We start from the raw sequence: 22,332 nt of genomic DNA on the forward strand, positions 1-22,332 counted from the left end.
AGTCTGGCCGCACCCTCGTTACCGAATCGCAATCTTTCTCTAGGTTGTTAAAATCTTGCGTTGATCTGCTCGCAAAGTTACGGTTGCCATAGTCCCGATCGATGACGATGCAAGGAGCGACGTGGACAACGACGTCCTGAGCCCCGCCGAGCCGCGAGCCGCGGCCCGCGACACCGCGCCCGACCACGCATGGTGGCGGTCCGCCGTCATCTACCAGGTGTACGTGCGGTCCTTCGCGGACGGCGACGGGGACGGCACCGGGGACCTCGCCGGGGTCCGGGCCCGGCTGCCGTACCTCGCGCAGCTCGGCGTCGACGCGCTGTGGTTCAACCCCTGGTATCCCAGCCCGATGGCCGACGGGGGCTACGACGTCGCCGACTACCGCGGCATCCATCCGATGTTCGGCACCCTCGAGGAGGCCGAGGCGCTGATCAGCGAGGCGCTCGCGCTGGGGATCCGCACCATCGTGGACATCGTCCCCAACCACGTGAGCGACCGTCACCCGTGGTTCCAGGCGGCGCTCGCCGCGGGTCCCGGCAGCCCCGAGCGCGAGCGGTTCTGGTTCCACCCCGGCGGCGGCGAGCATGGCGAGCTCGCCCCCACCGACTGGGTCTCCAGCTTCCAGGGCTCGACATGGACCCGCACCGTCGACCCGGACGGCACCCCGGGGGACTGGTACCTGCACCTCTTCACGCCGGAGCAGCCCGACCTCAACTGGAACCACCCGGACGTGCGCGCGGAGCACGAGGACGTGCTGCGGTTCTGGTTCGACCGCGGCGTCGCCGGCGTGCGCATCGACTCGGCCGCCCTCCCCGTCAAGGACGAGGCCCTGCCGATGCTCCCCGAGGAGCCGGCGCCCGGCCAGCACCCACACGTCGACCGCGACGAGATCCATGACATCTACCGGGCATGGCGCGCGATCGCGGACTCCTACGACGAGCCTCGCGTGCTGGTGGGCGAGGTCTGGCTCGAGGACGCCGCGCGGTTCGCGCGCTACCTGCGGCCGGACGAGATGCACACGGCCTTCAACTTCGACTTCATGACGCAGCCCTGGGACGCCGCGGCCATGCGTCGCTCCATCGCCCGCACGCTCGCCGAGCACGCCCCGGTCGGCGCCCCCGCGACCTGGGTGCTGTCCAACCACGACATCACGCGCCCGGTCACGCGCTACGGCCGCGAGGACACGGGCTTCGCCTTCGACCGCAAGCGCTTCGGCACCCCGACCGACCTCGCGCTCGGCACGCGGCGTGCCCGCGCCGCCGCGCTGCTCACCGCCGCGCTGCCCGGGTGCCTGTACCTGTACCAGGGCGATGAGCTGGGCCTGCCCGAGGCCGAGCTGCCACGCGACGTCATCGAGGACCCCATGCACTTCCGCTCGGGCGGGGTCGATCCGGGCCGCGACGGCTGTCGCGTCCCGCTGCCGTGGAGCGACCACGGCGCCTCGCTCGGCTTCGGCGGGGACGATGCGGCGGAGCCCTGGCTCCCGCAGCCGGCGGCCTTCGCGCCGCTCGCCGTCGAGCGCCAGGCGGCCGATGCGTCGTCGATGCTCGCGCTCTACCGCGCGGCGCTGCGGCTCCGTCGCGAGGACGACGGCCTCCGCGACGGCGTCCTCGCGTGGCTCGACGCACCGGGCGACGTGATCGCGTTCCGGCGCGGCGCATCGTTCGCCTCCGTCACCAACCTCGGCGGCGCGCCGGTCGCGCTGCCGGCCCACACGGAGGTCCTGCTCGCGAGCGCCCCGCTCGCCGGCGGGATGCTCCCCCCGGACTCCACCGCCTGGCTCACCGTCGAGCCCGCCGGTGAGGAGAGCGCCTGACGGCGCCGACACCTGAGATAAGGAGAAAGACAATGATGTCGATCGGTCGCAGGACCACGGTCGCGGGCGTCTCGCTCGCGGCCGGGGCGATGCTCCTCACGGCGTGCTCGTCGGGGGAGGGCGGCGAGACCGCCAGCTCGTCGGACGCGGGAGGCTCGACGATCGAGCTCCGCGTCGCCACCTTCCCGCCCGGCGCCGACGCCGCGGCGTACGAGGCGTTCGCCACCCAGGAGGCGCAGTTCGAGGAGGCCAACCCGGACATCGACGTCATCGGCGTCGAGTACGAGTGGACCGGCCCCACCTTCGCCGTGCAGCTCGCGGGAGGCAGCCTCCCGGACGTCTTCACCGTGCCGTTCACGGACTCGAAGACGCTCCTCGAGAACGGCCAGCTCATGGACGTGACCGACGAGATCGAGGCGCTCGGCTACACCGACTCCTTTAACCCCGTCATCCTCGACGGCGTCACCGGTGCCGACGGCCACGTCTACGGCTTCCCGCGCCAGGCGTACGCGATGGGCCTGCACTACAACCGTGCGCTCTTCGAGGACGCGGGCCTCGACCCGGACGACCCGCCCGCGACGTGGGACGAGGTCCGCGAGGCGGCGAAGGCGATCACCGAGGCCACCGGCAAGGCCGGCTACGCGCAGATGGCGATCAACAACACGGGCGGCTGGCAGCTCACCGCCCAGACGGTCGCGCGCGGCGGCCGCACGCAGGTGGATGACGGCGACGGTACCTACACCTCGACCATCAACAACGCCGGCACCAAGGCGACGCTCCAGTTCCTGCACGACGTCACGTGGGTCGACGACGCCTTCGGCTACAAGGTGGACCTCGACTGGGGCACCATCAACCAGGAGTTCGCGGCCGGCAACATCGGCATGTACACGTCCGGCTCGGACGTCTACACCGCGCTGGTGCGCGACTTCGGCATGGATCCCGACCAGTACGGGCTCACGGTCATGCCCCTCGAGGGCGAGGAGCCGGGCACGCTCGGCGGCGGCGACATCGCCGTGGTGAGCCCGACGGTCGACGACGCGACCAAGGCCGCGGCCGTGAAGTGGATCGACTGGTACTACATGCAGAAGCTCATGAACGAGGACGCGGCCGTGGCCGACGCCCAGGCGCTCGCGGCGGCCGACCAGGCCGTCGGAACGCCGGTGCTGCCCGTCCTCAGCCGCGAGCTGTACGAGCAGTCGCAGGAGTGGATCGCGGACTACGTCAACGTGCCCGTCGACCAGATGGCTCCGTTCACCGACCGGATCTGGGACCAGACCCCGGTAGGCGAGCCGAAGGGCAAGACGCAGGAGATCTACGCCCTGCTCGACCCCGTGGTGCAGGCCGTCCTCACCGACGAGGACGCGGACATCGACGCCCTGCTCACGCAGGCCGACGTCGACGCCCAGGCGCTGCTCGACCAGTGACACGCCGCGGCGGGTGCGGGCCCCAGGTCCGCACCCGCCGCCTCCACGGAGGACACCGATGACCCTCGCCTCTCCCGACCGCCGCCGTCCCGACGCACCGTCGCGTCGCGGCACGCCGCTGACCTGGCTGCGCTCCGGCGGTCTCACCAGGCTCGCGTTCGCGCTGCCGATGATCCTGGTGTTCGCGATCTTCAGCTGGACGCCCATCGTGCGCTCCGTGGTGATGAGCTTCCAGAGGACCAACCTGCTTACCCCGGCCGAGTGGGTGGGCCTCGACAACTTCGAGGCCGTCCTGAACGACCCGCTGCTGGGCACGGCGGTGGTCAACACGCTGTACTTCGCGGCGCTCGCGCTGGTGATGGGATTTCCCATCCCGATCCTCATGGCGGTGCTCATGAGCGAGGTCAAGCGCGGCAAGGGGATCTACTCCGCGCTCGCGTACCTGCCCGTGGTGGTGCCGCCCGTCGTGGCCGTGCTGCTGTGGAAGGTGTTCTACGACGCCTCGCCTGACGGCGTCTTCAACACGATGCTCGGGTGGTTCGGGATCGGGCCGCAACCCTGGCTGCAGAGCCCCGACATGGCGATGCCCTCGCTCGTCATCGAGGCGACGTGGGCGGCCGCGGGAGGGTCGATCATCATCTACCTCGCCGCGCTGCTCTCGGTGCCGCCGGAGCTCTACGACGCCGCCGAGGTCGACGGGGCGAGCATCTGGCGCAAGGCCTGGCACGTCACGCTGCCGCAGCTGCGCGGGGTCATCTTCGTCATGCTCATCCTGCAGATCCTCGCGACCGCGCAGATCTTCCTCGAGCCGTTCCTCTTCACGGGCGGCGGGCCCAACAACTCGACCGTGACGGTGCTGCTCCTCATCTACCGCTACGCGTTCCAGAACTCGCTGGGCGGCAACTACGGCATGGCGACGGCGCTGTCCGTCATGCTCGCGCTGTTCCTCGCGGTGCTGAGCTTCGTCTACTTCCGCCTCACCAACCGCTGGAGCCAGTCATGACCGCGGACACCGTCACCCCCGCCGCCGCGCCGTCCGCGGCGGCGCCCGAGCCCGCCCCCGCATCGTCCCGGCGTCCGCTGCGTCGGCGCCGCACGCCAGCGCTCACGGACTCCGAGCGGGGCATCGTGTCGGACTTCGACCGGCGCCAGCCGCGCGTGCGGAGGACGATGCGCGGGGTCCACGTCTTCCTCGCGGTCACCCTGGTGGCGGCGGGGCTCGGGCCCCTCCTGTGGCTCGCGAAGGCCGCCGTGACGCCCACGCAGGACACGCTGCGCGAGCCGTTCGCGCTCTGGCCGAACGGCATCGACTGGGAGAACCTGTCGACCGCGTGGAACGACATCCACATCGACCAGTACTTCTTCAACACCATCGTCATCGCCGCGGGGGCGTGGGCCTTCCAGCTGCTCGTGGCGACCACGGGCGCGTACACGCTGTCGGTGCTGAGGCCCCGGTACGCGAGGGTGCTCAACTCGCTGGTGCTCGCGACGCTGTTCATCCCGTCGGTGGTGCTCCTGGTGCCGCTGTACCTCACCATCGTCGACCCGCCGCTGCTGGGCCGCGACCACTCGCTGCTCAACAATTACCTGGCCGTGTGGCTGCCGATGGCGGCCAACGCGTTCAACATCCTGCTGGTGAAGAGGTTCTTCGACAACCTGCCGCGCGAGGTCATCGAGGCCGCGCAGACGGACGGCGCGGGGCCGTTCCGGCTGTTCTGGTCGATCATCCTGCCGATGTCGCGGCCCATCCTTGGCGTGGTGTCGGTGTTCGCGATCATCGCGGCGTGGAAGGACTTCCTGTGGCCGCTCCTCGTGCTCCCGGACCCCGCGGTGCAGCCGCTGTCGGTGCGCCTTCCCGCGGTGCAGTCGCAGACGGAGCTCGACGTGTTCCTCGCGGCGCTCGCGATCGCGACGATCATCCCGATCGCGATGTTCCTGATCTTCCAGCGCGTGTTCCTGCGGTCCGCGGGCCTCGGGGGAGCGGTCAAGGGCTGACCCCGTTTATCTGACACCGCCAACGGAGCTGGTCCCGGGCCGGCGGCGTTGTCAGACCCCCGCGGGAGACTGGTCTCGTGGCCATCCCGGAGCGGCGGAGGAGTTTTCACCACGCCGTCGCGCGCCGTCCACACGACACGCCGGGATGTCCACAGCGTTTACACAAGGTTGTCCACATAACCCCAAGATGTAGGGGCTGTTCCAGAAAAACGCCCCACATCTTGTTGCACCCGGGTGGTGTTCGCATTAGGTTCGGAGATGCGCCTCGAGGCGGAAGCGCCGGCGGATCTTCCCGGAATCCGCGGCTGCCCGAGCGCTTAGTCCCAATCATCCGACGCGGGCCGGGGAGGGCCGCGGGGGGAGCATCGTGACGATCACCGAGAACACCGCAGGCGCGACCACGGAGGGTGCGGCGGTCGCCCGGCCGGGCATCCATGTCACCAAGCGCGACGGCACGCGCGAGCCCTACAACGCGGATCGCATCAACAAGGCGATCGAACGCGCGGCCGAGGGGCTGCCGGACCAGATCTCGATGACCACCCAGATCGCGTCGGAGCTCGCGATCACGCTGTTCGACGGCATCACCACCGAGCAGCTCGACGAGGCCGCGATCGGCGTCGCGGTCCAGAACGTCAAGGACGACCCTCAGTTCGACATCGTGGCGGCGCGTCTGCTGCGCAAGGTGATCTACAAGCGCGTGATCGGCGGCTACGACACCGAGCTCGAGCTCGCGCTGCTCCACCAGGCGCGCTTCCCCGGCTACATCCGCGAGGCGGTCGAGGACGGCCTGCTCGACGCGCGGCTCACCGCGCTCTTCGACCTGGATGCGCTCGCGGCGGCGATCGACCACACGCGCGACGATCTGCTGAAGTACATCGGCACCGTGACGATGCGCAACCGGTACATGATCACGGACCGGCACGGGAAGGCGCTTGAGGTCCCCCAGTACTTCTGGATGCGCGTCGCGATGGGCCTCGCGCTGAACGAGGCGGACCCGACCGGCATGGCGCTGCAGTTCTACGACAAGATCTCGACGCTCGACTACCTGCCGGCGGGGTCGACGCTGGTGAACGCCGGCACCTCGTACCCCCAGCTGTCCAACTGCTTCGTCATGCAGATGGAGGACGACATCGAGCACATCGCCAAGTCGGTGCGCGACGTCATGTGGCTGACCAAGGGCACCGGCGGCATCGGCCTGTCGGTCACCAAGCTGCGCTCCGAGGGCTCGCCGATCCGGTCGAACAACACCACGTCGACCGGCCCGATCCCGTTCATGCACACCGTCGACTCGACGCTGCGCGCGGTCTCGCGCGGCGGCAAGAAGTTCGGCGCGCTGTGCTTCTACATGGAGAACTGGCACCTGGACTTCCACCAGTTCCTCGACCTGCGCCAGAACTCGGGCGACCCGTACCGCCGCACGCGCACGGCCAACACCGCCGTGTGGATCTCCGACGAGTTCATGAAGCGCGTCGCGGCCGACGCCGACTGGTACCTCTTCGACCCTGCGGAGACGCCCGACCTGGTCGAGCTCACCGGCTCCGCGTTCTCGTCGCGCTACGCCGAGTACGTCGCCCTCGCCGAGGCGGGCCGCATGCGCAGCTTCAAGAAGATGCGCGCGCGCGAGCAGTACAAGTCGATCCTCGTGATGCTGCAGACCACGTCGCACCCGTGGCTCACGTGGAAGGACACCATCAACAACCGCGCCCTCAACACCAACACGGGCACCATCCACCTGTCGAACCTGTGCACGGAGATCTGCCTCCCCCAGGACCGGGAAAACATCGCCGTGTGCAACCTGGCCTCGGTCAACCTGCCGGCGCATCTGGTCGACGGCCGGATCGACTGGGACCGGATGAAGGACTCGGTGCGGCTCGCGGTGCGCCAGCTCGACAACCTCGTCGACATCACCCTGTCGTCGGTGCCCGAGTCCGAGCACGCGAACCGCGAGAACAGGGCGATCGGCCTCGGCGTCATGGGCTTCACCGACATCACCGAGCGCCTGGGCCTCGCGTACGAGTCGGAGGAGTCCTTCGCGCTCATCGACGAGATCGTCGAGTTCGTCTCCTTCCACGCGATCGACGCGTCGGCGGACCTCGCGCGCGAGCGGGGCGCCTACGCCAACTTCGCGGGCTCGGGCTGGTCCCACGGCAAGGTGCCCTTCGACACCATCGCCGAGACCGAGGCCGACCGCGGGGTCCCCATCGCGGTCGACCGCACCACGCGCCAGGACTGGGACGCGCTGCGCGAGAAGGTCGCCGGCGGCATCCGCAACGCGACGCTCATGGCGGTCGCCCCGACGGCCTCGATCGGGCTCGTGGCGGGTGTCACGCCGGGCTTCGACCCGCAGTTCTCGCAGATCTTCTCCCGTGCGACCTCGTCGGGGAAGTTCCTCGAGGTCAACCGCAACCTGGTGAAGGACCTGCAGGGTCTGGGCCTGTGGGAGGCGGTCCGCGACCGCCTGCTCGAGGTGCAGGGCGACCTGTCGCAGATCGACGAGGTGCCGCAGCATCTCAAGGATGTCTACAAGACCTCGTTCCAGCTGTCGCCGTATGCGTTCATCGAGGTCGCCGCGCGCGCCCAGAAGTGGATCGACCAGGCGATCAGCCGGAACATCTACCTCGAGGATCGCGACGTCGAGAACATGATGGACCTCTACGCGGCGGCGTGGGAGCGGGGCGTCAAGACCACCTACTACCTCCACATGAAGCCGCGTCACACGGCCGAGCAGTCGACCGTGCGCGTCAACAAGACAGAGAAGATCAACAGCACGGGCAACGCGTCGGGACGGCCCGCCGCAGCCGGTGCGAGCGGTCCCGCGCGCAAGGGCTTCGGCGCCGCGCGCAAGGGCTTCGGAGCGGCCCGCGCCGGGGCGGCGCCGGTGGCCGATGCGGCGGTCCCGGCGGTGACGCCGGACGATGCGGGGGTCGGGCAGCCGACCCCGGTCGCCGAGGCGCGGCCCGCGCCGCGCGGCTTCGGCGCGGTGAGGCAGCCCGAGACGGCCGCCGCCACGACACCGATCCCGACGGTGCAGCCCGCCGAGCCGGTCGAGCCGTCCGCACCGCCCGCGTCGCGCGAGCATCCCGCGCAGGCGCCCGCCTCCGTGCTGAGCTCCATCGCGGCGCAGGCCTTCGCCACGGCGCCCGCGGAGCAGCCCGAGGTCCCGCCGACGTCGCTTCCGCAGGGCGTGAAGCTGCTCGAGGTGGTCGAGACGGTGGGCGGCGGCGACGACCACGAGGTGGTGGGCGGCGTGGCCTGCCCGGTGGACCCCATGGAGCGGCTCCAGTGCGAGTCGTGCCAGTGATCACGGACGTTCAGACAGGAGACGACTGATGGGAATCCTCGGAAGCGGCGTGCAGGACGGGCTGCTGCTCAAGCCGATCACGTACCCGTGGGCCTACGACCTCTACAACCAGGCGGTCGCGAACACATGGTTCCCTAACGAGATCCAGCTGGGCGAGGACCTCGCGGACTTCAAGAAGATGACCGACGAGGAGAAGCACGCCATCACCTATCTGATGTCGTACTTCAACCCCAACGAGCTGCTCGTCAACAAGGCGCTCGCCTTCGGCGTGTACCCCTACATCAACGCGCCCGAGGGGCACCTCTACCTCGCGAAGCAGATGTGGGAGGAGGCGAACCACTGCATGTCCTTCGAGTACGTCCTCGAGACGTTCCCGATCGACCGCGAGGCCGCCTACGGCTCGCACGTCTCCGTGCCGTCTATGGCGGCCAAGGAGGCGTTCGAGGTGAAGTACATCCGTCGCATGACGGAGGAGACCCTCGACATCTCGACCACCGAGGGCAAGAAGGACTTCATCCGCAACCTCGTGGCCTACAACATCATCCTCGAGGGCATCTGGTTCTACTCCGGCTTCATGGTCGCGCTGTCGTTCCGCCAGCGGAACCTGCTGCGCAACTTCGGCTCGCTCATGGACTGGATCATCCGTGACGAGTCGCTCCACCTCCAGTTCGGCATCAACCTCATCCTCACGGTGCTCGAGGAGAACGAGGACCTCCAGGACCCGGACTTCGCGGAGGAGATCCGCCTCATGATCCTCGGCGCCGTCGAGATGGAGGAGCAGTACAACCGCGACCTCCTTCCCACGGGAATCCTCGGGCTCAACGCCGACTACGTGAACCAGTACGTCAAGTACCTCGCGGACCGCCGCCTGGAGGAGCTCGGCTTCGACGCGCATTACAATGTCTCGAACCCCGCCAAGTGGATGGCGACCGCGAACGACACGCTTCAGCTGGTCAACTTCTTCGAGGCGACCAACACGTCGTACGAGGTCAACGCCCAAGCGACGAAGCAGCTATAGACACGTGTTCATTAGTCGCTAGACTGGCGACACCCCTTTTCTCAAGACGCCCGACGCAGAGCGACCCTCTGCGGCGGGCGTCTTGACGTGTGCCCCCACCCTCCACGCCACCCCCTCTCGAGAAACGCAGGTCACGCCCGTGAGCGCCGCCGTCCAGACCGCCCCCCGCATCGTCGCCAGCCCAGGCCTCGCGATGTCGCGACGCCAGAAGCTCCTGTACGTCGTCGTGCTGGGCGCGCTCGTCGCGCTCGGACCCTTCACGGTCGACATGTACCTGCCGGCGTTCCCCACGGTCGCGGCGGACCTCGCCGCCTCGGACGCCGCGATCCAGCTGACGCTGACCGCGACCACCATCGGCTTCGCGCTCGGGCAGCTCGTGGTGGGTCCGCTGAGCGACTCGCTCGGACGCAAGAAGCCGCTCGTCATCGCGACCGTCCTGCACATCCTGGCCTCGGCCGCGATCGTGTTCGCGCCCACCGTCGAGTGGGTCATGGCGGGCCGCGTGCTGCAGGGCGTCGGCGCCGCCGGCGGCGCGGTGGTCGCGATGGCGATGGTGCGCGACCTGTTCGCGGGCCAGGCGCTCATCCGCATGCTCGCGCGCATGGCGCTCGTCACCGGCCTCGCGCCCGTGCTCGCACCCGTCATCGGCTCGCAGCTGCTCAACTTCGTCGACTGGCGCGGCCTCTTCGTCGCGCTGGCGCTCTACGGCACGGCCGTCGTGCTCGTGGTCGGCGGCGTCATCAAGGAGACGATGCCGCTCGAGCGCCGCGGCGGCACGTCGCTCAAGGCCACGCGCACCCGCTACGCGCATCTGCTGGGCGACCCCACCTTCGTCGGCATCGCGATGGTCGGCGCGCTGACCTTCTCCGCCCTCTTCGCGTACCTCTCGGCCTCGTCGTTCGTGCTCCAGGACGTGTTCGGTCTCACCCCGCAGGAGTACGGCATCGTGTTCGGCACCAACTCCATCGGACTGGTGATCGCGAACCAGTCGTCGGCGCGCCTCATGCGGGTGCTGCCTCCGCGCGTGGTCGCGACCGCGGGCCTCGTCATCATGCTGACCGGCTCGCTCCTGCTGGTCGCGGGCGACCTCATGGGCCTCGGCCTCATCGGCGTGCTCATCCCGCTGTTCTTCGTCGTGGCGTCGATCGGCATCATCGGCCCCACCGTCCAGATCACGGCGCTCGCCAGCCACGGCGCCGAGGCGGGCACGGCCGCCTCGCTGCTGGGCGCGCTCAACTTCGGCATCGCGGGCATCGTCTCGCCGCTCGTCGGCGCGATGGGCGTGTCCGTCATGTCGATGGCGATCGTGATGGTCGGCTGCCTCGTGATCGCCAACGCGATCTTCTGGATGGTGGTGCGTCCGCGGATGCAGGCGACGGTCATCGTCTGACCCGTCGCGTCGCGTCGCGCCGCCGCGCGGCGTGAGCCTCGCTACCGTGAAGGTATGTCGACGCTCGCGGTCATCCTGCTCTACGACGGCTTCGACCTCATCGATGCCGGCGGCCCCTACGAGGTGCTGCTCACCGCGTCGCGGCTGCAGGAGCGCGACGGACTCGCGCCGCAGTTCGAGGTCATGCTCGCGACGCCGCGCGGGGGCGACGTGACGGCCTACGGCGGCATGACGCTGACGCGGCTCGCCGACTCCGACCTGGTCGAGGCGTGCGACGTCCTGCTGGTGCCGGGCACCATCGATGTCGCGTGCGCCCTCGGCGACACGCTGCTGGTCTCGACGGTGGAGCGGCTCGCCGCCGCATCGTCCCTCACGGCGTCGGTGTGCACGGGTGCCTTCCTGCTCGCACGGGCGGGGCTGCTGGACGATGCGCCGGCGACGACGCACTGGGAGGACCTGGCAGACCTCGCGTCGTGCGGCGAGGTCGGGTCGGTCGTGGGCGGCGTCCGGTGGGTCGACACGGGAAGCGTCCTGACGAGCGGTGGGCTCACCTCGGGCATCCATCTCGCGCTGCACCTGGTCGCCCGGCTCGCCTCGGTCGACCTCGCGCAGCGCACCGCCCGTCAGCTCGACATGGACTGGAGCCCGGACCCCGCGCGCTGAGCGCGCGTCGGCCCGCTCAGCGCGCGGGTGTGACGGTCAGGACGATCGAGCTCAGCAGGATCGCGTCCGCGCGGCCGCTCGAGAACCGGATCGTGTGATCGCCGGCGCCGACCTTCTTGCTCTTGAAGAGCTTGGCGTCGGTGCCGAGCGAGTTGCCGAACGCCGAGCCGAAGGCCGTCGAGTCCGCCGCGTTGCCCGGGTTGGCGCCCACGGTGTTCTTGCCGTTCCAGCCCCACGGCTGGAGGGTGTCGTCGTCGATCGAGATGCGGTTGTCGTGCTTGCCGCGGTCGCCCTCGAAGGCGACCATGCCGATCGAGACCTCGGCCGCGCCGTCCGTGTGGAACCGGAGCTCCGCCTGCGAGTCGTAGAGCCAGTGCGTGCCGTCGAGCACCACCACGGAGGCCTCCGGGAGGTCCTCGTGCTCGTAGACCACGGTGATCGCGAAGCCCGCGTAGTAGTTGCCCCAGAGCGACCAGAAGTTCGACGGGAGGGCGACGTCCGCGAGGGCGTAACCGCCGTTGCCTGCCGCCGCCACCACATCGGTGATGTCCGCGGTCGCCTGGTAGTAGAGGTAGCCCAGGTCGGTGCTCGTCTCCACGTCGTCGGCCCTGATGTCGGTGTAGCCGCCACCGGGCGCGCGGAGCCGGGCCGCGGCGAGGTCCCCGGACCATCCGTTGAAGATCGTGCGGTTCGCGGACCATGTCAGGGTGGCGCTCACCACGCGCGAGCCCTCGGGCAGGAGTTTGGTGTCGAGCACCGTCTCCCCGGAGCTCGTGATCCCGCCCGCGAGGTTGAGCGGGCGCATCGTCTGCGTGTCGTTGTCGTACCTGTCGTTGGCGTCCGAGCCGGTGAAGGACATCACCTGCTGGCACTCGCGGACCGTGAGGTCGCAGCCGAGCAGCGGCGCGCCGACCACGGTCGCGGCCATGCGACCGGAGCCGTCCCAGCCCGAGTCGAGGTCGGGCTCCGCGCCCGCGAGCCCCGTGCGCACGCGGTAGGTGACGGAGTCCTCGCCGGACGATGCGGTGAACTCGGTCCACGCGTCGGCGCCGAGGGTCGCTCCCTGTCCGAGCGCCGCCAGGTCGAGTCGCAGCGTGGTCGAGTCGCCCGCCGCCAGCGTGTCGAGGGTGCAGTCGGCGACCTCGCGCGAGTCGGAGATCTCGCAGGTCCAGTCGCCGGTGGTGACCGCCGAGCTCGCCGCGAACGTGAGGTAGTCGTCGATGACGCGCGCGGTCGCGCGCCCGGTCGCGCCGACGCGGCCGGGCGCCGCCGCGAAGGTGAGTCCGTCCGGGAGGACGATGCTCGCGGTGACGTCGTCGGCCGAGTCGGGGCCGGCGTTGGACAGGGTCATCGCGACCTCGGGGGAGAGGCGCGAGATCGTGAGGTAGTTGAGGGCAGGCGTCTGGAGGCTGAGCGCGGTCACCTTGGTCGAGCCGCCGCCGTCCGTGGAGCCGCCACCGTCCGTGGAGCCGCCGCCATCGGTCGGGCCGCCGCCGTCCGTGGAGCCGCCGCCGTCCGTGGAGCCGCCACCGTCCGTGGAGCCGCCACCGTCCGTGGAGCCGCCGCCGTCCGTGGAGCCGCCACCATCGGTCGAGCCGCCACCATCGGTCGAGCCGCCACCGTCCGTGGAGCCGCCGCCATCGGTCGAGCCGCCACCATCGGTCGAGCCGCCACCGCCGGTCGAGCCACCCGTCGAGCCACCCGTCGAGCCACCCGTCGACCCCGTGCCGGCATCGTCGTCGACCCCGCCCGCGTCGGAGCCGGCCCCGCTCGTACCGCCGGCGCCTCCGGGCACGACACCGTAGGCCTGGGTGCCAGGCGCGACGCCGCTGCCGGGCAGCGCGGCGCCGGGGATGCCGTCGCCGGCCGTGCCGTCCTCCGGTGCGTTGTCCGAGTCGGTGCCCGGGTCGGCCGACGGGCCAGCGGACGCGCCGCCGCCACCCGTGCCGGACGCATCGTCCGTGCCGCGGGTCTGCTCCGTTGCGGTGCCGTGCTCCGCTGCGGGTGAGGCCGAGGTCCCCTGGCCGATGATGCCCAGCACGCTCGCGCCGGTCATGAGGATCGATGCGACGCCGAGGGTCGCCGCCGCGGGGAGCGCGATCGCCGCGAGGCCGTTCGCGATCGCGGCGATGCCGGTCGCCGTCGCGGCGGTGCTGCCTGCGCCGCCCGCGACACCGCCGGCTGCTCCGGCCGCGCCGCCGGCGGACCCTCCGGACGAGGCGGCGAGCGCGCCCTCGCCCAGCGCGCCGCCCACCGGGAGGCCGCCCTCGAGGGCGCGCGCGCCGAGGAAGCCCAGGAACAGGGGTGCGATGACGGCCCGGAGGCCGCGGTTGACGTCCTCGAGCTCGGCGACGAGCGCCGCGCACTTCTCGCACCGCTGCACGTGGTCGTCCACGCGCGTGTGCTCACGCTTGCTCAGCCCGCCGCGCACGTAGGCACCGAGCTGCGCGTTCGCCTCGAGGCAGTCGACCGTGTCGGCGGCGCCGAGGTGCTGCTGGAGGTAGGCCTGGCGCAGCGCCTCGCGCGCGCGGTAGGCGAGCGCGGCGACGCCGTTCGCGGACAGGCCCAGCAGCGGGGCGATCTCGCGCGGGCTCTTCTTCTCGACCTCGGTGTACCAGAGGACCGCGCGCCAGCGCTCGGGGAGCGAGCGGAAGGCGTCGGCGACCATCGACTGCTCGAACGTGTCGAGAGCAGGCTCGTCGGATCCGCCCTGGTAGCCCAGCGCCGACTCGTACGGGCTCATGTCGTCGCGCGGGCGCGCGCGGTTGGTCTTCTCGATGACGTCGAGGCCGGTGCGCCGCACGATGGTGAAGAGGTAGGCGCGGAAGGCGAGATCGGGGCCGTCGCCCTGCTGGAGGGCGCGCAGGATGCGCGAGAACGCCTCGGCGACCACGTCCTCGGCGTCGGCGGCGCTGTTGGTGTACTGCGCCGCGACCTTGCGGGCGGCATCCGCGTGACGCTCGTAGAGCACGCCAAAGGCCGCCGGGTCGCCCGCGCGCACCCCGGCGATCAGCTCTGGATCGCTGGAAGTCTCCGTCCAGAGCGACAGCGCCTCGTGGGACATCCTGTGCACTCCCCTTGCCGGATGAGTACCCGCATTCTTCCGTGACGTCGAGGCCCCAACAAGGCGAGTGAGGCGAATGTCACACCGACTCCTCACGAATGTCCGGAAAGTTTTCCCGGAAAGTCGCGTCATAACACCGTGGCGGACCCCTCTCATGGGGCATGACAAGCGAGGTGAACACCCCCGACGCAGCACCGGCGTTCGCGCTGCTGCGCCGCTGGGAGGCCGCCAGCATCGGCAGCGTGTGGCGCAGGCCGGGCGACTGGTTCACCCCCGCCGCCGAGGCGCTCGCCGAGGCGCTCGACGGCCGCCTCGACACCGCTCCGGCCGCGTACCGGCTGGGGTTCGCCCGCGCCGAGGCCGGCGTCGGCATCACCGAGGCGATCGACGACATGGCGGTGCTGTTCCGCTCCGCCGGTTACGAGGCCGCGCCGATCCGCTCGATCCGATCGCTGTGCGAGGGATGGACCGAGGGCGACGCCGCGCAGCGCATCGGGCCTGTGATGAACGACCCGGAATCGGGCCTCGGAACCCAGGATTACCTGGTCGTGCGGCTCGGCGAGATCTACGGCGCCGCCGAGCGCTCGGGCGCGTCGGTCGGCTCGCAGTACGCGCTCGTGCTCGTCGACGTCGCCTCCGCGCACACCGACCCGTGGCAGCGGATGGCGCGCAACGCCGCGATCGGCCAGTCGCTCCGCGACGCCTACGGCAAGGGCCACCCGATGGCGCGGCTCGCCGACGGCCTCTACGCGGTGCTCGTCGAGCGGGGCCCCGACATGGGCCGCGGCGTCGCCGAGCTCCGCGACCGTATCTCCCGGCGCGCGACCCAGATGCGCGTGGGCAACCTCATGAGGCAGCCCCCACGCGTGTGGATCGAGTCGCTTCCCGACGTCCACGCCTACGCCGTGGACCTTCTGGACTCCCTGCACCGCTGAGGGGCGGCATGGGGTCGGCACCGAGCTGAGGGCGGTGCCGGCCCCATGTGACGGGGGACGAAGCGGCGGTCCGGTGTGGCGTCCGCCACAGCGGCGCGAGGGGGCGCCTCGCGAAGAGGTTGAGGGGTCCCGGAAAGTACGGCGTTCACCTATCATTTACATATGGTTGAAAGCCCCCTTCCCGATCTTCGCACCCGCCTCCTTGAGAGCGCTCTCAGCATCGTCGCCGAGCACGGCGCCAACGCGCTGACGGTACGTGCGGTCGCGAAGGCCGCGGGCTGCTCGACCATGGGCGTCTACACCCACTTCTCGGGCAAGTCCGGCCTCATCGACGCGATCGTCGACGCGGGTTTCGACGACCTGGATCAGCAGCTCTCGCTCGCGTGGGAGCGCGCCGAGGCGGGCCGTGACGGGCTCGTCGCCGTCGCCGAGGCGTACCGCGAATGGGCGCTCTCCTCGCCCACGCGGTTCCAGACGATGTTCACGCCCACGATCGCGGGCTACGAGCCGTCGGACGGCACCCGCGAGCGCATGTGGGACACGTTCTACGCGCACCGTTCGCGCGTGGCGGCCGTCCTCGACAGCGCGGACGGCGATCCGTCTGCGTGGCACCAGGCCGCGATGGCCATGTGGTCGTGCGTGCACGGTCACGTCACCATCGAGATGCTCCGACGTGCCTATGCGACGCCCGAGATCGCGCAGTACCCCGCGTCGGACCTGCGTGCGCTCGTCGACGCGCAGATCGCGGCGGCCGAGCTCGAGATCTCGCGCTAGGCGGTCAGCCCTCGCGCGGGGCGGTCCAGACGACCACGGCGCGACCCTCGTCGCGCCGTGCACGGCGCCCGCGCTCCACGATCACCACGTTGCCCGTCGGGCCCGTGGTGAAGATGCGCGAGCCCGTATCGGCGCGCGGGCGCAGTCGCTCGACCTCGCGCTCGAGGCGGTGCACCTCGTGCGCGAGGTGCAGGATGCGCTTGATGCCGGCGAGGTTGATGCCCTCCTCCTGGCTCATACGCTGGATCTCGCGGAGCGTCGCGACATCGCGCAGCGAGTAGCGGCGTCCGCCGCCGGGCCGGCGGCGCGGGACCACCAGCCCGAGGCGGTCGTACTGGCGCAGCGTCTGGGCGTGCATGCCGGCGAGCTCCGCGGCCGCGGAGATGAGGAACACGGGCTCGTCCACATCGGGTTGCTCCACTGTCCACCTCCTCCGCGCCCACGCTAGCGGGCGCGCATCGTCCCTGCGAGAATCCCTACTTGGCGGAGTCCTTGAAGAGGCCCGCGCGCGGGTCCTCGTCGCGCAATGTGTCGACGAGCGCCTCGAGGGCCTTCTTGGACTCGCGCGAGAGCTTGTGCGGCACCACGATCTCGATGGTGACCAGCAGATCGCCGGTGCCCTTGCGCGAGGTCAGGCCCTTGCCCTTGACGCGCAGCGTGGTGCCGGACTGCGTCCCGCCGGGGACCTTGACCTTGACGCGGTCGCCCGACAGCGTGGGGACCTCGATCTGGGCGCCGAGCACGGCCTCGTCGAAGCGGACGGGCACGCGCGCACGCAGGTTGAGGCCGTCCGCCGTGAAGACGGGGTGCCGCTGGACGTGCACCGTGAGGATGAGGTCGCCCGCCGGGCCGCCGTTCGTGCCCGGCCGGCCCTTGCCCGGCACGCGGATCTTCTGACCGTCCTTGACGCCCACGGGGAGGCGGGTCGACACGCGGCCGTTCGCGGTCGACAGCGCGACGGTGGCGCCCTCTGCGGCCTGGCGGAAGGCGACCTCAACGGCCGCGGCGAGGTCGTTGCCCTTCTGCGGACCGCGCTGGAAGCCGCCTCCGCCGAACATGCCGCTGAGGATGTCCTCGAAGCCGCCGCCTCCGCCGCCGGTCTGGAAGCGGACGTTGCCGCCGCCTGCGCCGCCGAACATGCCGCCGAGGATGTCCTCGAAGCCGCCCGCGCCCGCACCGGGCCCGCCCGCCTGGAAGCGCGCGCCGCCGCCCATCGCGCGGATCGCGTCGTACTGCTTGCGGTCCTCGGCGTCGGAGAGCACCGCGTAGGCCTCGCCGACGTCCTTGAAGCGCTGCTCCGCGGCCGCGTCGCCGGGGTTGCGGTCGGGGTGCAGGTCGCGCGCGAGCCTGCGGTACGCCTTCTTGATGTCGTCCTGACCGGACTCCTTGGAGACGCCGAGCGTCGCGTAGAAGTCCTTGTTGAACCAGTCCTGGCTGGCCATGGCGCCTCCCCCCGGTCCTACTCGGGCTGCGCCACGATGACGCGCGCGGGCCGGAGCACGCGCTCGCCGACCATGTGGCCGGGCTGCGCGACGTGCTGGACGGTCGGCTCGGTCACCTCGGTGCTGGGCTGGGACATGAGCGCCTCGTGCAGCTGCGGGTCGAACGTGTCGCCCTTGGCGCCGTAGGCCGACCAGCCCAGGCCGCCGAGTGCGCCCTCGAGCTTCGCGGCGATCGCGGCGAACGGACCGTCGGCGAGGTCGCCGTGCTCACGTGCGGCGGCGATGTCGTCGAGCGCCGGGATGAGCGCCTCGATCGCCTTCGCGGTGGCGTTGACGCCGATGAGCTCGCGGTCGCGATCCACGCGCTTGCGGTAGTTCTGGTACTCCGCCTGGAGCCGCTGCAGGTCGGCGAGGTGCTCCGCGGCCTTGGTGTAGGCGGCGTTGAGGGCATCGTCCGCGCCGGCCTCGTCCGCCGTCAGGTCGTCGAGGCCGTCCTTGTCCTCGTCGAGGAAGCTGGCCGCCGCCTCGTTGACGATGCGCGCGGCCTGGGCCTCCGCATCGTCCTGCGGCTCGGGGGCGGGGTTCTGGTTCTCGGTCATGGTCTCCTCCATGCGGAGACGGCGGGCGGCGGCTCGGAGACTCGGTCCCGGTGCCGCACGCCCGCCGTCGTGCCGTTACTTCTGCTGGTCCTCGTCGTCGACGATCTCGGCGTCGACGATGTCCTCGTCGCCGGCGTCCGTCGCGCCGTCGGAGGGCTGCTCGCCCTCGGCGCCCTCGGCCTGCTGCGCCGCGTAGACGGCCTCGCCGATCTTCTGCGCCTTCTCGACCAGGGCCTCGTGCTTGGCCTTGACCTCGTCGGTGTCGTCGCCCTCGAGCGCCGTCTTGACGTCGGCGATCGCGGTCTTGACCTCGTCGGCGACCTCGGCGGGGACCTTGTCCTCGTTCTCGGACAGGATCTTCTCGGTCGAGTAGGCGAAGGTCTCGGCGTTGTTGCGGACCTCGGCGGCCTCGCGGCGCTTCTTGTCCTCCTCCGCGTGCTCCTCGGCGTCCTTGACCATGCGGTCGATGTCCTCCTTGGACAGGGCCGAGCCGCCGGACACGGTGATCGACTGCTCCTTGCCCGTGCCGCGATCCTTGGCGTGGACGTGGACGATGCCGTTCGCGTCGATGTCGAAGGTGACCTCGATCTGCGGGACGCCGCGCGGGGCCGGCGCGATGCCGCCCAGCTCGAACGTGCCGAGCATCTTGTTGTCGCGGGCGAACTGGCGCTCGCCCTGGTAGACCTGGATCAGCACGGAGGGCTGGTTGTCCTCGGCGGTCGAGAAGACCTCCGACGACTTGGTCGGGATGGCGGTGTTGCGCTCGATCAGGGTGGTCATGACGCCGCCCTTGGTCTCGATGCCCAGGCTCAGCGGCGTGACGTCGATGAGCAGGACGTCCTTGCGCTCGCCCTTGATGACGCCGGCCTGGAGCGTGGCGCCCACGGCGACGACCTCATCGGGGTTGACGCCCTTGTTGGGCTCCTTGCCGCCGGTGAGCTCCTTCACGACCTCGGTCACGGCGGGCATGCGGGTCGAGCCGCCGACCAGCAGCACGTGGTCGATCTCGCTCAGCTTGATGCCGGCGTCCTTGATGACCTGGTGGAACGGCGCCTTGGTGCGCTCGAGGAGGTCGGCGGTCATCTGCTGGAACTGCGCGCGGGTGAGGCGGGTGTCCAGGTGGACGGGGCCGTTCTCGCCGATGGAGAGGTACTGCAGCGAGATCTGGGTCTGCTGCGCGGAGCTGAGCTCCTTCTTCGCCTGCTCGGCGGCCTCGCGGAGACGCTGGAGGGCCGACTTGTCCTTCGCGAGGTCCACGCCCTCGGTGTTCTTGACCTCCTTGACCAGGTGGTCGACGATGCGCTGGTCCCAGTCGTCGCCGCCGAGGCGGTTGTCGCCCGCGGTGGCCTTGACCTGGATGGTCGAGAAGTCGTCCTCGTCCTTGCCCACCTCGAGGAGGGACACGTCGAAGGTGCCGCCGCCGAGGTCGAAGACCAGGATGTGCTCGTCCTCCTTGCCCTTGTCGAGGCCGTAGGCGAGGGCCGCGGCGGTGGGCTCGTTGACGATGCGCAGGACGTTGAGGCCCGAGATCTCGCCGGCCTCCTTGGTGGCCTGGCGCTCGTGGTCGTTGAAGTAGGCGGGGACGGTGATGACCGCATCGGTCACCTTCTCGCCCAGGTACTCCTCGGCGTCGCGCTTGAGCTTGCCCAGGATGCGGGCCGAGATCTCCTGCGGCGTGTACTTCTTGTCGTCGATCTCCGTGGTCCAGTCGGTGCCCATGTGGCGCTTCACGGACGCGATGGTGCGGTCGACGTTGGTGACGGCCTGACGCTTCGCGATCTCGCCGACCAGCACCTCGCCGGTCTTCGAGAACGCGACCACCGACGGGGTGGTGCGGGCGCCCTCGGCGTTCGCGATGACGGTGGGCTCGCCACCCTCGAGGACCGACACCACGGAGTTGGTGGTGCCGAGGTCGATGCCTACTGCACGTGCCATGTCTGTTCTTCCTCCAGTCGCGGCGCTCGCCGCGTGATCTGCCTCGCTCGGGAGTTGAGCGACTGAGACTCAACTTAAGTCGCGGGTCGAGGGGTGTCAAGTCGGCGATGCAAAAGTTGAGCGAACTCTGCTCAACTTCTCAGCGTCCGCGATGCGCAATGACAGATGTGTCAGGTGGGACCCGTGCGGAGAGCGGGTCGACTTCGACCGCCACGGCCGCCCCGCTCGTCACATTCGTCATCGGGAGCCGGTGGGGCGCCCGGGGGCCGGTGGTGGCTCGACTGGCCCCGCGCATCGTCCCTAGCCTGGCCGCATGGACGCTCCCAAGGACCTCACCGCCCACCTCGCCGCCGCCCGCGCGCACTTCGCGGGCCGTCTCGCGTTCGAGACCGACGTCTCCGACGTGCACGCCGCGCTCGAGTCCGGCGACCCGGGCTTTGTGTTCATCGACACGCGCTCGCGCGAGGCATGGGACCAGGGACACGCCCGTGGCGCGCTGCACCTGCCCAAGCCCGACATGCCCGCGCGCGTGCCTGCGGAGTTCGCCCCCGGCACGCGGTTCGTCGTCTACTGCTGGGGTCCCGGGTGCAACGGCGCGACCCGCGCCGGGCTCATCCTCACGGAGCTCGGCTACGAGGTGAGGGAGATGATCGGCGGCTTCGAGTACTGGGCGCGCGAAGGGCTGCCCGTGGATGCGGTCGGCCCGGACGGCACGGTGGTCGATGCGACGCTCCCTGTGGACCCGCTCACCTCGCCCGTGCCAGTCGCGGGTGCGCGCATCGTCTGCGACTGCTGAGCACCGCGCCTCCGAGCGAGCCTCCTTCATACATGAGAGCCCACGGGCCGGCAGCAGGTGGGCGCTCATGCATCAGCCGGACGGTCGGCGCGCGGGCGCATGATGTCCAGCGGCGATGGCGTTTACGCAGACGAAATGTTCATGTGAATAACATCGGCGCACCCGAGAGAAGGGACGGCGATGGCGGATCTGACGGTGGGCTACGCGGCGATGCTCGAGCAGTTCGCGCCCATGGAGGCGGTCGAGCTCAGCGCGTACGCAGAGTCGAAGGGCTTCAGCGGCGTGATGGCGGCGGACCACTTCCAGCCCTGGGTCCCGCAGCAGGGCCAGTCGGCGTTCGTGTGGAACGTGCTGACCGCGATCGGGGAGCGCACCACGGGTGACATGGGTCCCGGCGTCACGGCGCCGACCTTCCGCTGGCACCCCGCGATGGTCGCGCAGGCCTCCGCAACGCTCGCCGCGATGTATCCCGGGCGCCACTGGCTGGGCCTGGGCAGCGGCGAGGCGCTCAACGAGCACATCGTCGGCCAGTACTGGCCCGAGGTTCCCGAGCGCATCGACCGGATGTTCGAGGCGATCGAGATCATCCGCAAGCTGTTCGACGCGGGCGACACGAAGGACGTCAAGCATCGCGGGCGCTACTACACGCTCGAGTCGACGCGGCTGTGGACCATGCCCGAGACGCCACCCGAGATCCTCATCGCGACCGCCGGCCCCATCACCGCGAAGAAGGCGGGCGCCGTCGCGGACGGCCTCATCACGGTCGGCGCGCCGCTCGAGAAGATCGAGGGCCTGTTCGCCCGCTTCGACGCAGGCATGCGCGAGTCCGGCCGGGATCCCGAGAACGCGCCCAAGGTGCTCCAGCTCCACCTGTCCTGGGCGCCCACCTACGAGGAGGCGCTCGACAACGCGATGACCGAGTGGCCCAACGGCGGCATGAAGTTCCCCAAGGGGGACATCCGCTCGCCCCACGAGCTCGAGCAGATCGCGAAGCTGGTCCGTCCCGAGGACTTCGAGGGGCGCATGGTCATCAGCGAGGACCCGGACGTGCACCGCGCGTACATCCAGCGCTTCGTCGACCTGGGCTTCGACCGCATCTACCTCCACAACGTGGGCCGCAATCAGCGCGAATGGATCGACGTGTTCGCCGCGGACGTGCTCCCGGCGCTCGCGAGGTAGG

17 protein-coding genes are annotated in these 22,332 nt (G+C 70.4%); 12 read left to right on the forward strand and 5 right to left on the reverse strand.

All coding sequences use genetic code 11. The annotated features are described in order from the left end of the window. Nucleotides 1–121 precede the first annotated feature (121 nt). The 8 genes from AOM09_RS01790 (at nt 122) to AOM09_RS01825 (ending at nt 11,607) form a co-directional block, all read left to right on the forward strand. Nucleotides 122–1,816: a glycoside hydrolase family 13 protein gene (locus AOM09_RS01790; protein ID WP_439644950.1), complete on the forward strand. Its 1,695-nt coding sequence runs from the start codon at nt 122–124 to the stop codon at nt 1,814–1,816. 32 nt (nt 1,817–1,848) lie between these two features. Then, nucleotides 1,849–3,240, forward strand: a complete 1,392-nt coding sequence (locus tag AOM09_RS01795) for an ABC transporter substrate-binding protein (protein ID WP_062383458.1) — start codon at nt 1,849–1,851, stop codon at nt 3,238–3,240. 58 nt (nt 3,241–3,298) lie between these two features. Next, nucleotides 3,299–4,243 carry a carbohydrate ABC transporter permease gene (locus AOM09_RS01800; RefSeq protein WP_174452902.1) on the forward strand — a complete coding sequence of 315 codons (945 nt, stop codon included), beginning with the start codon at nt 3,299–3,301 and terminating at the stop codon, nt 4,241–4,243. Continuing rightward, nucleotides 4,240–5,235 carry a carbohydrate ABC transporter permease gene (locus tag AOM09_RS01805; RefSeq protein WP_062383462.1) on the forward strand — a complete coding sequence of 332 codons (996 nt, stop codon included), beginning with the start codon at nt 4,240–4,242 and terminating at the stop codon, nt 5,233–5,235. Before AOM09_RS01800 ends, AOM09_RS01805 begins: the two co-directional genes overlap by 4 nt. 367 nt (nt 5,236–5,602) lie before the next feature. Next, a complete protein-coding gene (locus tag AOM09_RS01810; RefSeq protein WP_439644951.1) occupies nt 5,603–8,536 on the forward strand; it encodes a ribonucleoside-diphosphate reductase subunit alpha in 2,934 nt (977 codons plus the stop codon). Nucleotides 8,537–8,564: 28 nt separating this feature from the next. Then, nucleotides 8,565–9,554 (forward strand): ribonucleotide-diphosphate reductase subunit beta, encoded by a 990-nt coding sequence (locus AOM09_RS01815; RefSeq protein ID WP_062383465.1) that lies wholly within the window; start codon nt 8,565–8,567, stop codon nt 9,552–9,554. A 193-nt stretch (nt 9,555–9,747) separates the two neighbouring features. Further along, nucleotides 9,748–10,944, forward strand: coding sequence for a multidrug effflux MFS transporter (locus AOM09_RS01820; protein ID WP_062384385.1), 1,197 nt, complete (start codon nt 9,748–9,750; stop codon nt 10,942–10,944). Between the two features lie 54 nt (nt 10,945–10,998). Next, nucleotides 10,999–11,607: a DJ-1/PfpI family protein gene (locus AOM09_RS01825; protein ID WP_062383467.1), complete on the forward strand. Its 609-nt coding sequence runs from the start codon at nt 10,999–11,001 to the stop codon at nt 11,605–11,607. Between the two features lie 16 nt (nt 11,608–11,623). On the opposite strand, the gene AOM09_RS14760 is transcribed toward AOM09_RS01825, so the two are convergent. After that, a complete protein-coding gene (locus AOM09_RS14760; protein WP_169747594.1) occupies nt 11,624–14,671 on the reverse strand; it encodes a sigma-70 family RNA polymerase sigma factor in 3,048 nt (1,015 codons plus the stop codon). A 161-nt stretch (nt 14,672–14,832) separates the two neighbouring features. Between AOM09_RS14760 and AOM09_RS01835 the strand changes: the two genes are divergently transcribed. Together AOM09_RS01835 and AOM09_RS01840 are read left to right on the forward strand one after the other, a co-directional pair. Beyond that, entirely contained in the window at nt 14,833–15,606 is a 774-nt protein-coding gene (locus AOM09_RS01835; RefSeq protein WP_156162191.1) for a hypothetical protein, read from the forward strand. Between the two features lie 162 nt (nt 15,607–15,768). Next, nucleotides 15,769–16,380 (forward strand): TetR/AcrR family transcriptional regulator, encoded by a 612-nt coding sequence (locus AOM09_RS01840; RefSeq protein WP_062383473.1) that lies wholly within the window; start codon nt 15,769–15,771, stop codon nt 16,378–16,380. Between the two features lie 4 nt (nt 16,381–16,384). Here AOM09_RS01840 and AOM09_RS01845 read toward each other — a convergent pair whose 3' ends face one another. The 4 genes from AOM09_RS01845 to dnaK all read right to left on the reverse strand — a co-directional run bounded on the left by AOM09_RS01845 (nt 16,385) and on the right by dnaK (nt 20,356). Beyond that, on the reverse strand, nt 16,385–16,738 hold the full coding sequence (locus AOM09_RS01845; protein WP_082098788.1) for a heat shock protein transcriptional repressor HspR: 354 nt from the start codon (nt 16,736–16,738) through the stop codon (nt 16,385–16,387). Between the two features lie 118 nt (nt 16,739–16,856). Continuing rightward, entirely contained in the window at nt 16,857–17,822 is a 966-nt protein-coding gene (locus tag AOM09_RS01850; RefSeq protein ID WP_062383480.1) for a DnaJ C-terminal domain-containing protein, read from the reverse strand. 17 nt (nt 17,823–17,839) lie between these two features. Continuing rightward, complete coding sequence (grpE, locus tag AOM09_RS01855) at nt 17,840–18,421, reverse strand: nucleotide exchange factor GrpE (protein ID WP_062383483.1); 582 nt, start codon at nt 18,419–18,421, stop codon at nt 17,840–17,842. Nucleotides 18,422–18,496: 75 nt separating this feature from the next. Then, nucleotides 18,497–20,356, reverse strand: coding sequence for a molecular chaperone DnaK (dnaK, locus tag AOM09_RS01860; RefSeq protein ID WP_062383486.1), 1,860 nt, complete (start codon nt 20,354–20,356; stop codon nt 18,497–18,499). A 313-nt stretch (nt 20,357–20,669) separates the two neighbouring features. Between dnaK and AOM09_RS01865 the strand changes: the two genes are divergently transcribed. Beyond that, complete coding sequence (locus tag AOM09_RS01865) at nt 20,670–21,152, forward strand: rhodanese-like domain-containing protein (RefSeq protein ID WP_062383489.1); 483 nt, start codon at nt 20,670–20,672, stop codon at nt 21,150–21,152. Between the two features lie 180 nt (nt 21,153–21,332). Further along, complete coding sequence (locus AOM09_RS01870) at nt 21,333–22,331, forward strand: TIGR03557 family F420-dependent LLM class oxidoreductase (protein ID WP_062383491.1); 999 nt, start codon at nt 21,333–21,335, stop codon at nt 22,329–22,331. The last annotated feature ends 1 nt before the right edge of the window (nt 22,332 follow it).

It is taken from the genome of Demequina iriomotensis, from assembly GCF_000971395.1.
GTDB classification, from domain to species: domain Bacteria; phylum Actinomycetota; class Actinomycetes; order Actinomycetales; family Demequinaceae; genus Demequina; species Demequina iriomotensis.

Coding starts and splice junctions, on each gene's coding strand:
- AOM09_RS01815 (WP_062383465.1), top strand. CDS start 8,565: ATGGGAATCCTCGGAAGCGGCGTGCAGGACGGGCTGCTGCTCAAGCCG.
- AOM09_RS01845 (WP_082098788.1), bottom strand. CDS start 16,738: ATGCACGCCCAGACGCTGCGCCAGTACGACCGCCTCGGGCTGGTGGTC.
- AOM09_RS01795 (WP_062383458.1), top strand. CDS start 1,849: ATGATGTCGATCGGTCGCAGGACCACGGTCGCGGGCGTCTCGCTCGCG.
- AOM09_RS14760 (WP_169747594.1), bottom strand. CDS start 14,671: ATGTCCCACGAGGCGCTGTCGCTCTGGACGGAGACTTCCAGCGATCCA.
- dnaK (WP_062383486.1), bottom strand. CDS start 20,356: ATGGCACGTGCAGTAGGCATCGACCTCGGCACCACCAACTCCGTGGTG.
- AOM09_RS01840 (WP_062383473.1), top strand. CDS start 15,769: ATGGTTGAAAGCCCCCTTCCCGATCTTCGCACCCGCCTCCTTGAGAGC.
- AOM09_RS01805 (WP_062383462.1), top strand. CDS start 4,240: ATGACCGCGGACACCGTCACCCCCGCCGCCGCGCCGTCCGCGGCGGCG.
- AOM09_RS01825 (WP_062383467.1), top strand. CDS start 10,999: ATGTCGACGCTCGCGGTCATCCTGCTCTACGACGGCTTCGACCTCATC.
- grpE (WP_062383483.1), bottom strand. CDS start 18,421: ATGACCGAGAACCAGAACCCCGCCCCCGAGCCGCAGGACGATGCGGAG.
- AOM09_RS01870 (WP_062383491.1), top strand. CDS start 21,333: ATGGCGGATCTGACGGTGGGCTACGCGGCGATGCTCGAGCAGTTCGCG.
- AOM09_RS01835 (WP_156162191.1), top strand. CDS start 14,833: ATGACAAGCGAGGTGAACACCCCCGACGCAGCACCGGCGTTCGCGCTG.
- AOM09_RS01865 (WP_062383489.1), top strand. CDS start 20,670: ATGGACGCTCCCAAGGACCTCACCGCCCACCTCGCCGCCGCCCGCGCG.
- AOM09_RS01820 (WP_062384385.1), top strand. CDS start 9,748: ATGTCGCGACGCCAGAAGCTCCTGTACGTCGTCGTGCTGGGCGCGCTC.
- AOM09_RS01800 (WP_174452902.1), top strand. CDS start 3,299: ATGACCCTCGCCTCTCCCGACCGCCGCCGTCCCGACGCACCGTCGCGT.
- AOM09_RS01850 (WP_062383480.1), bottom strand. CDS start 17,822: ATGGCCAGCCAGGACTGGTTCAACAAGGACTTCTACGCGACGCTCGGC.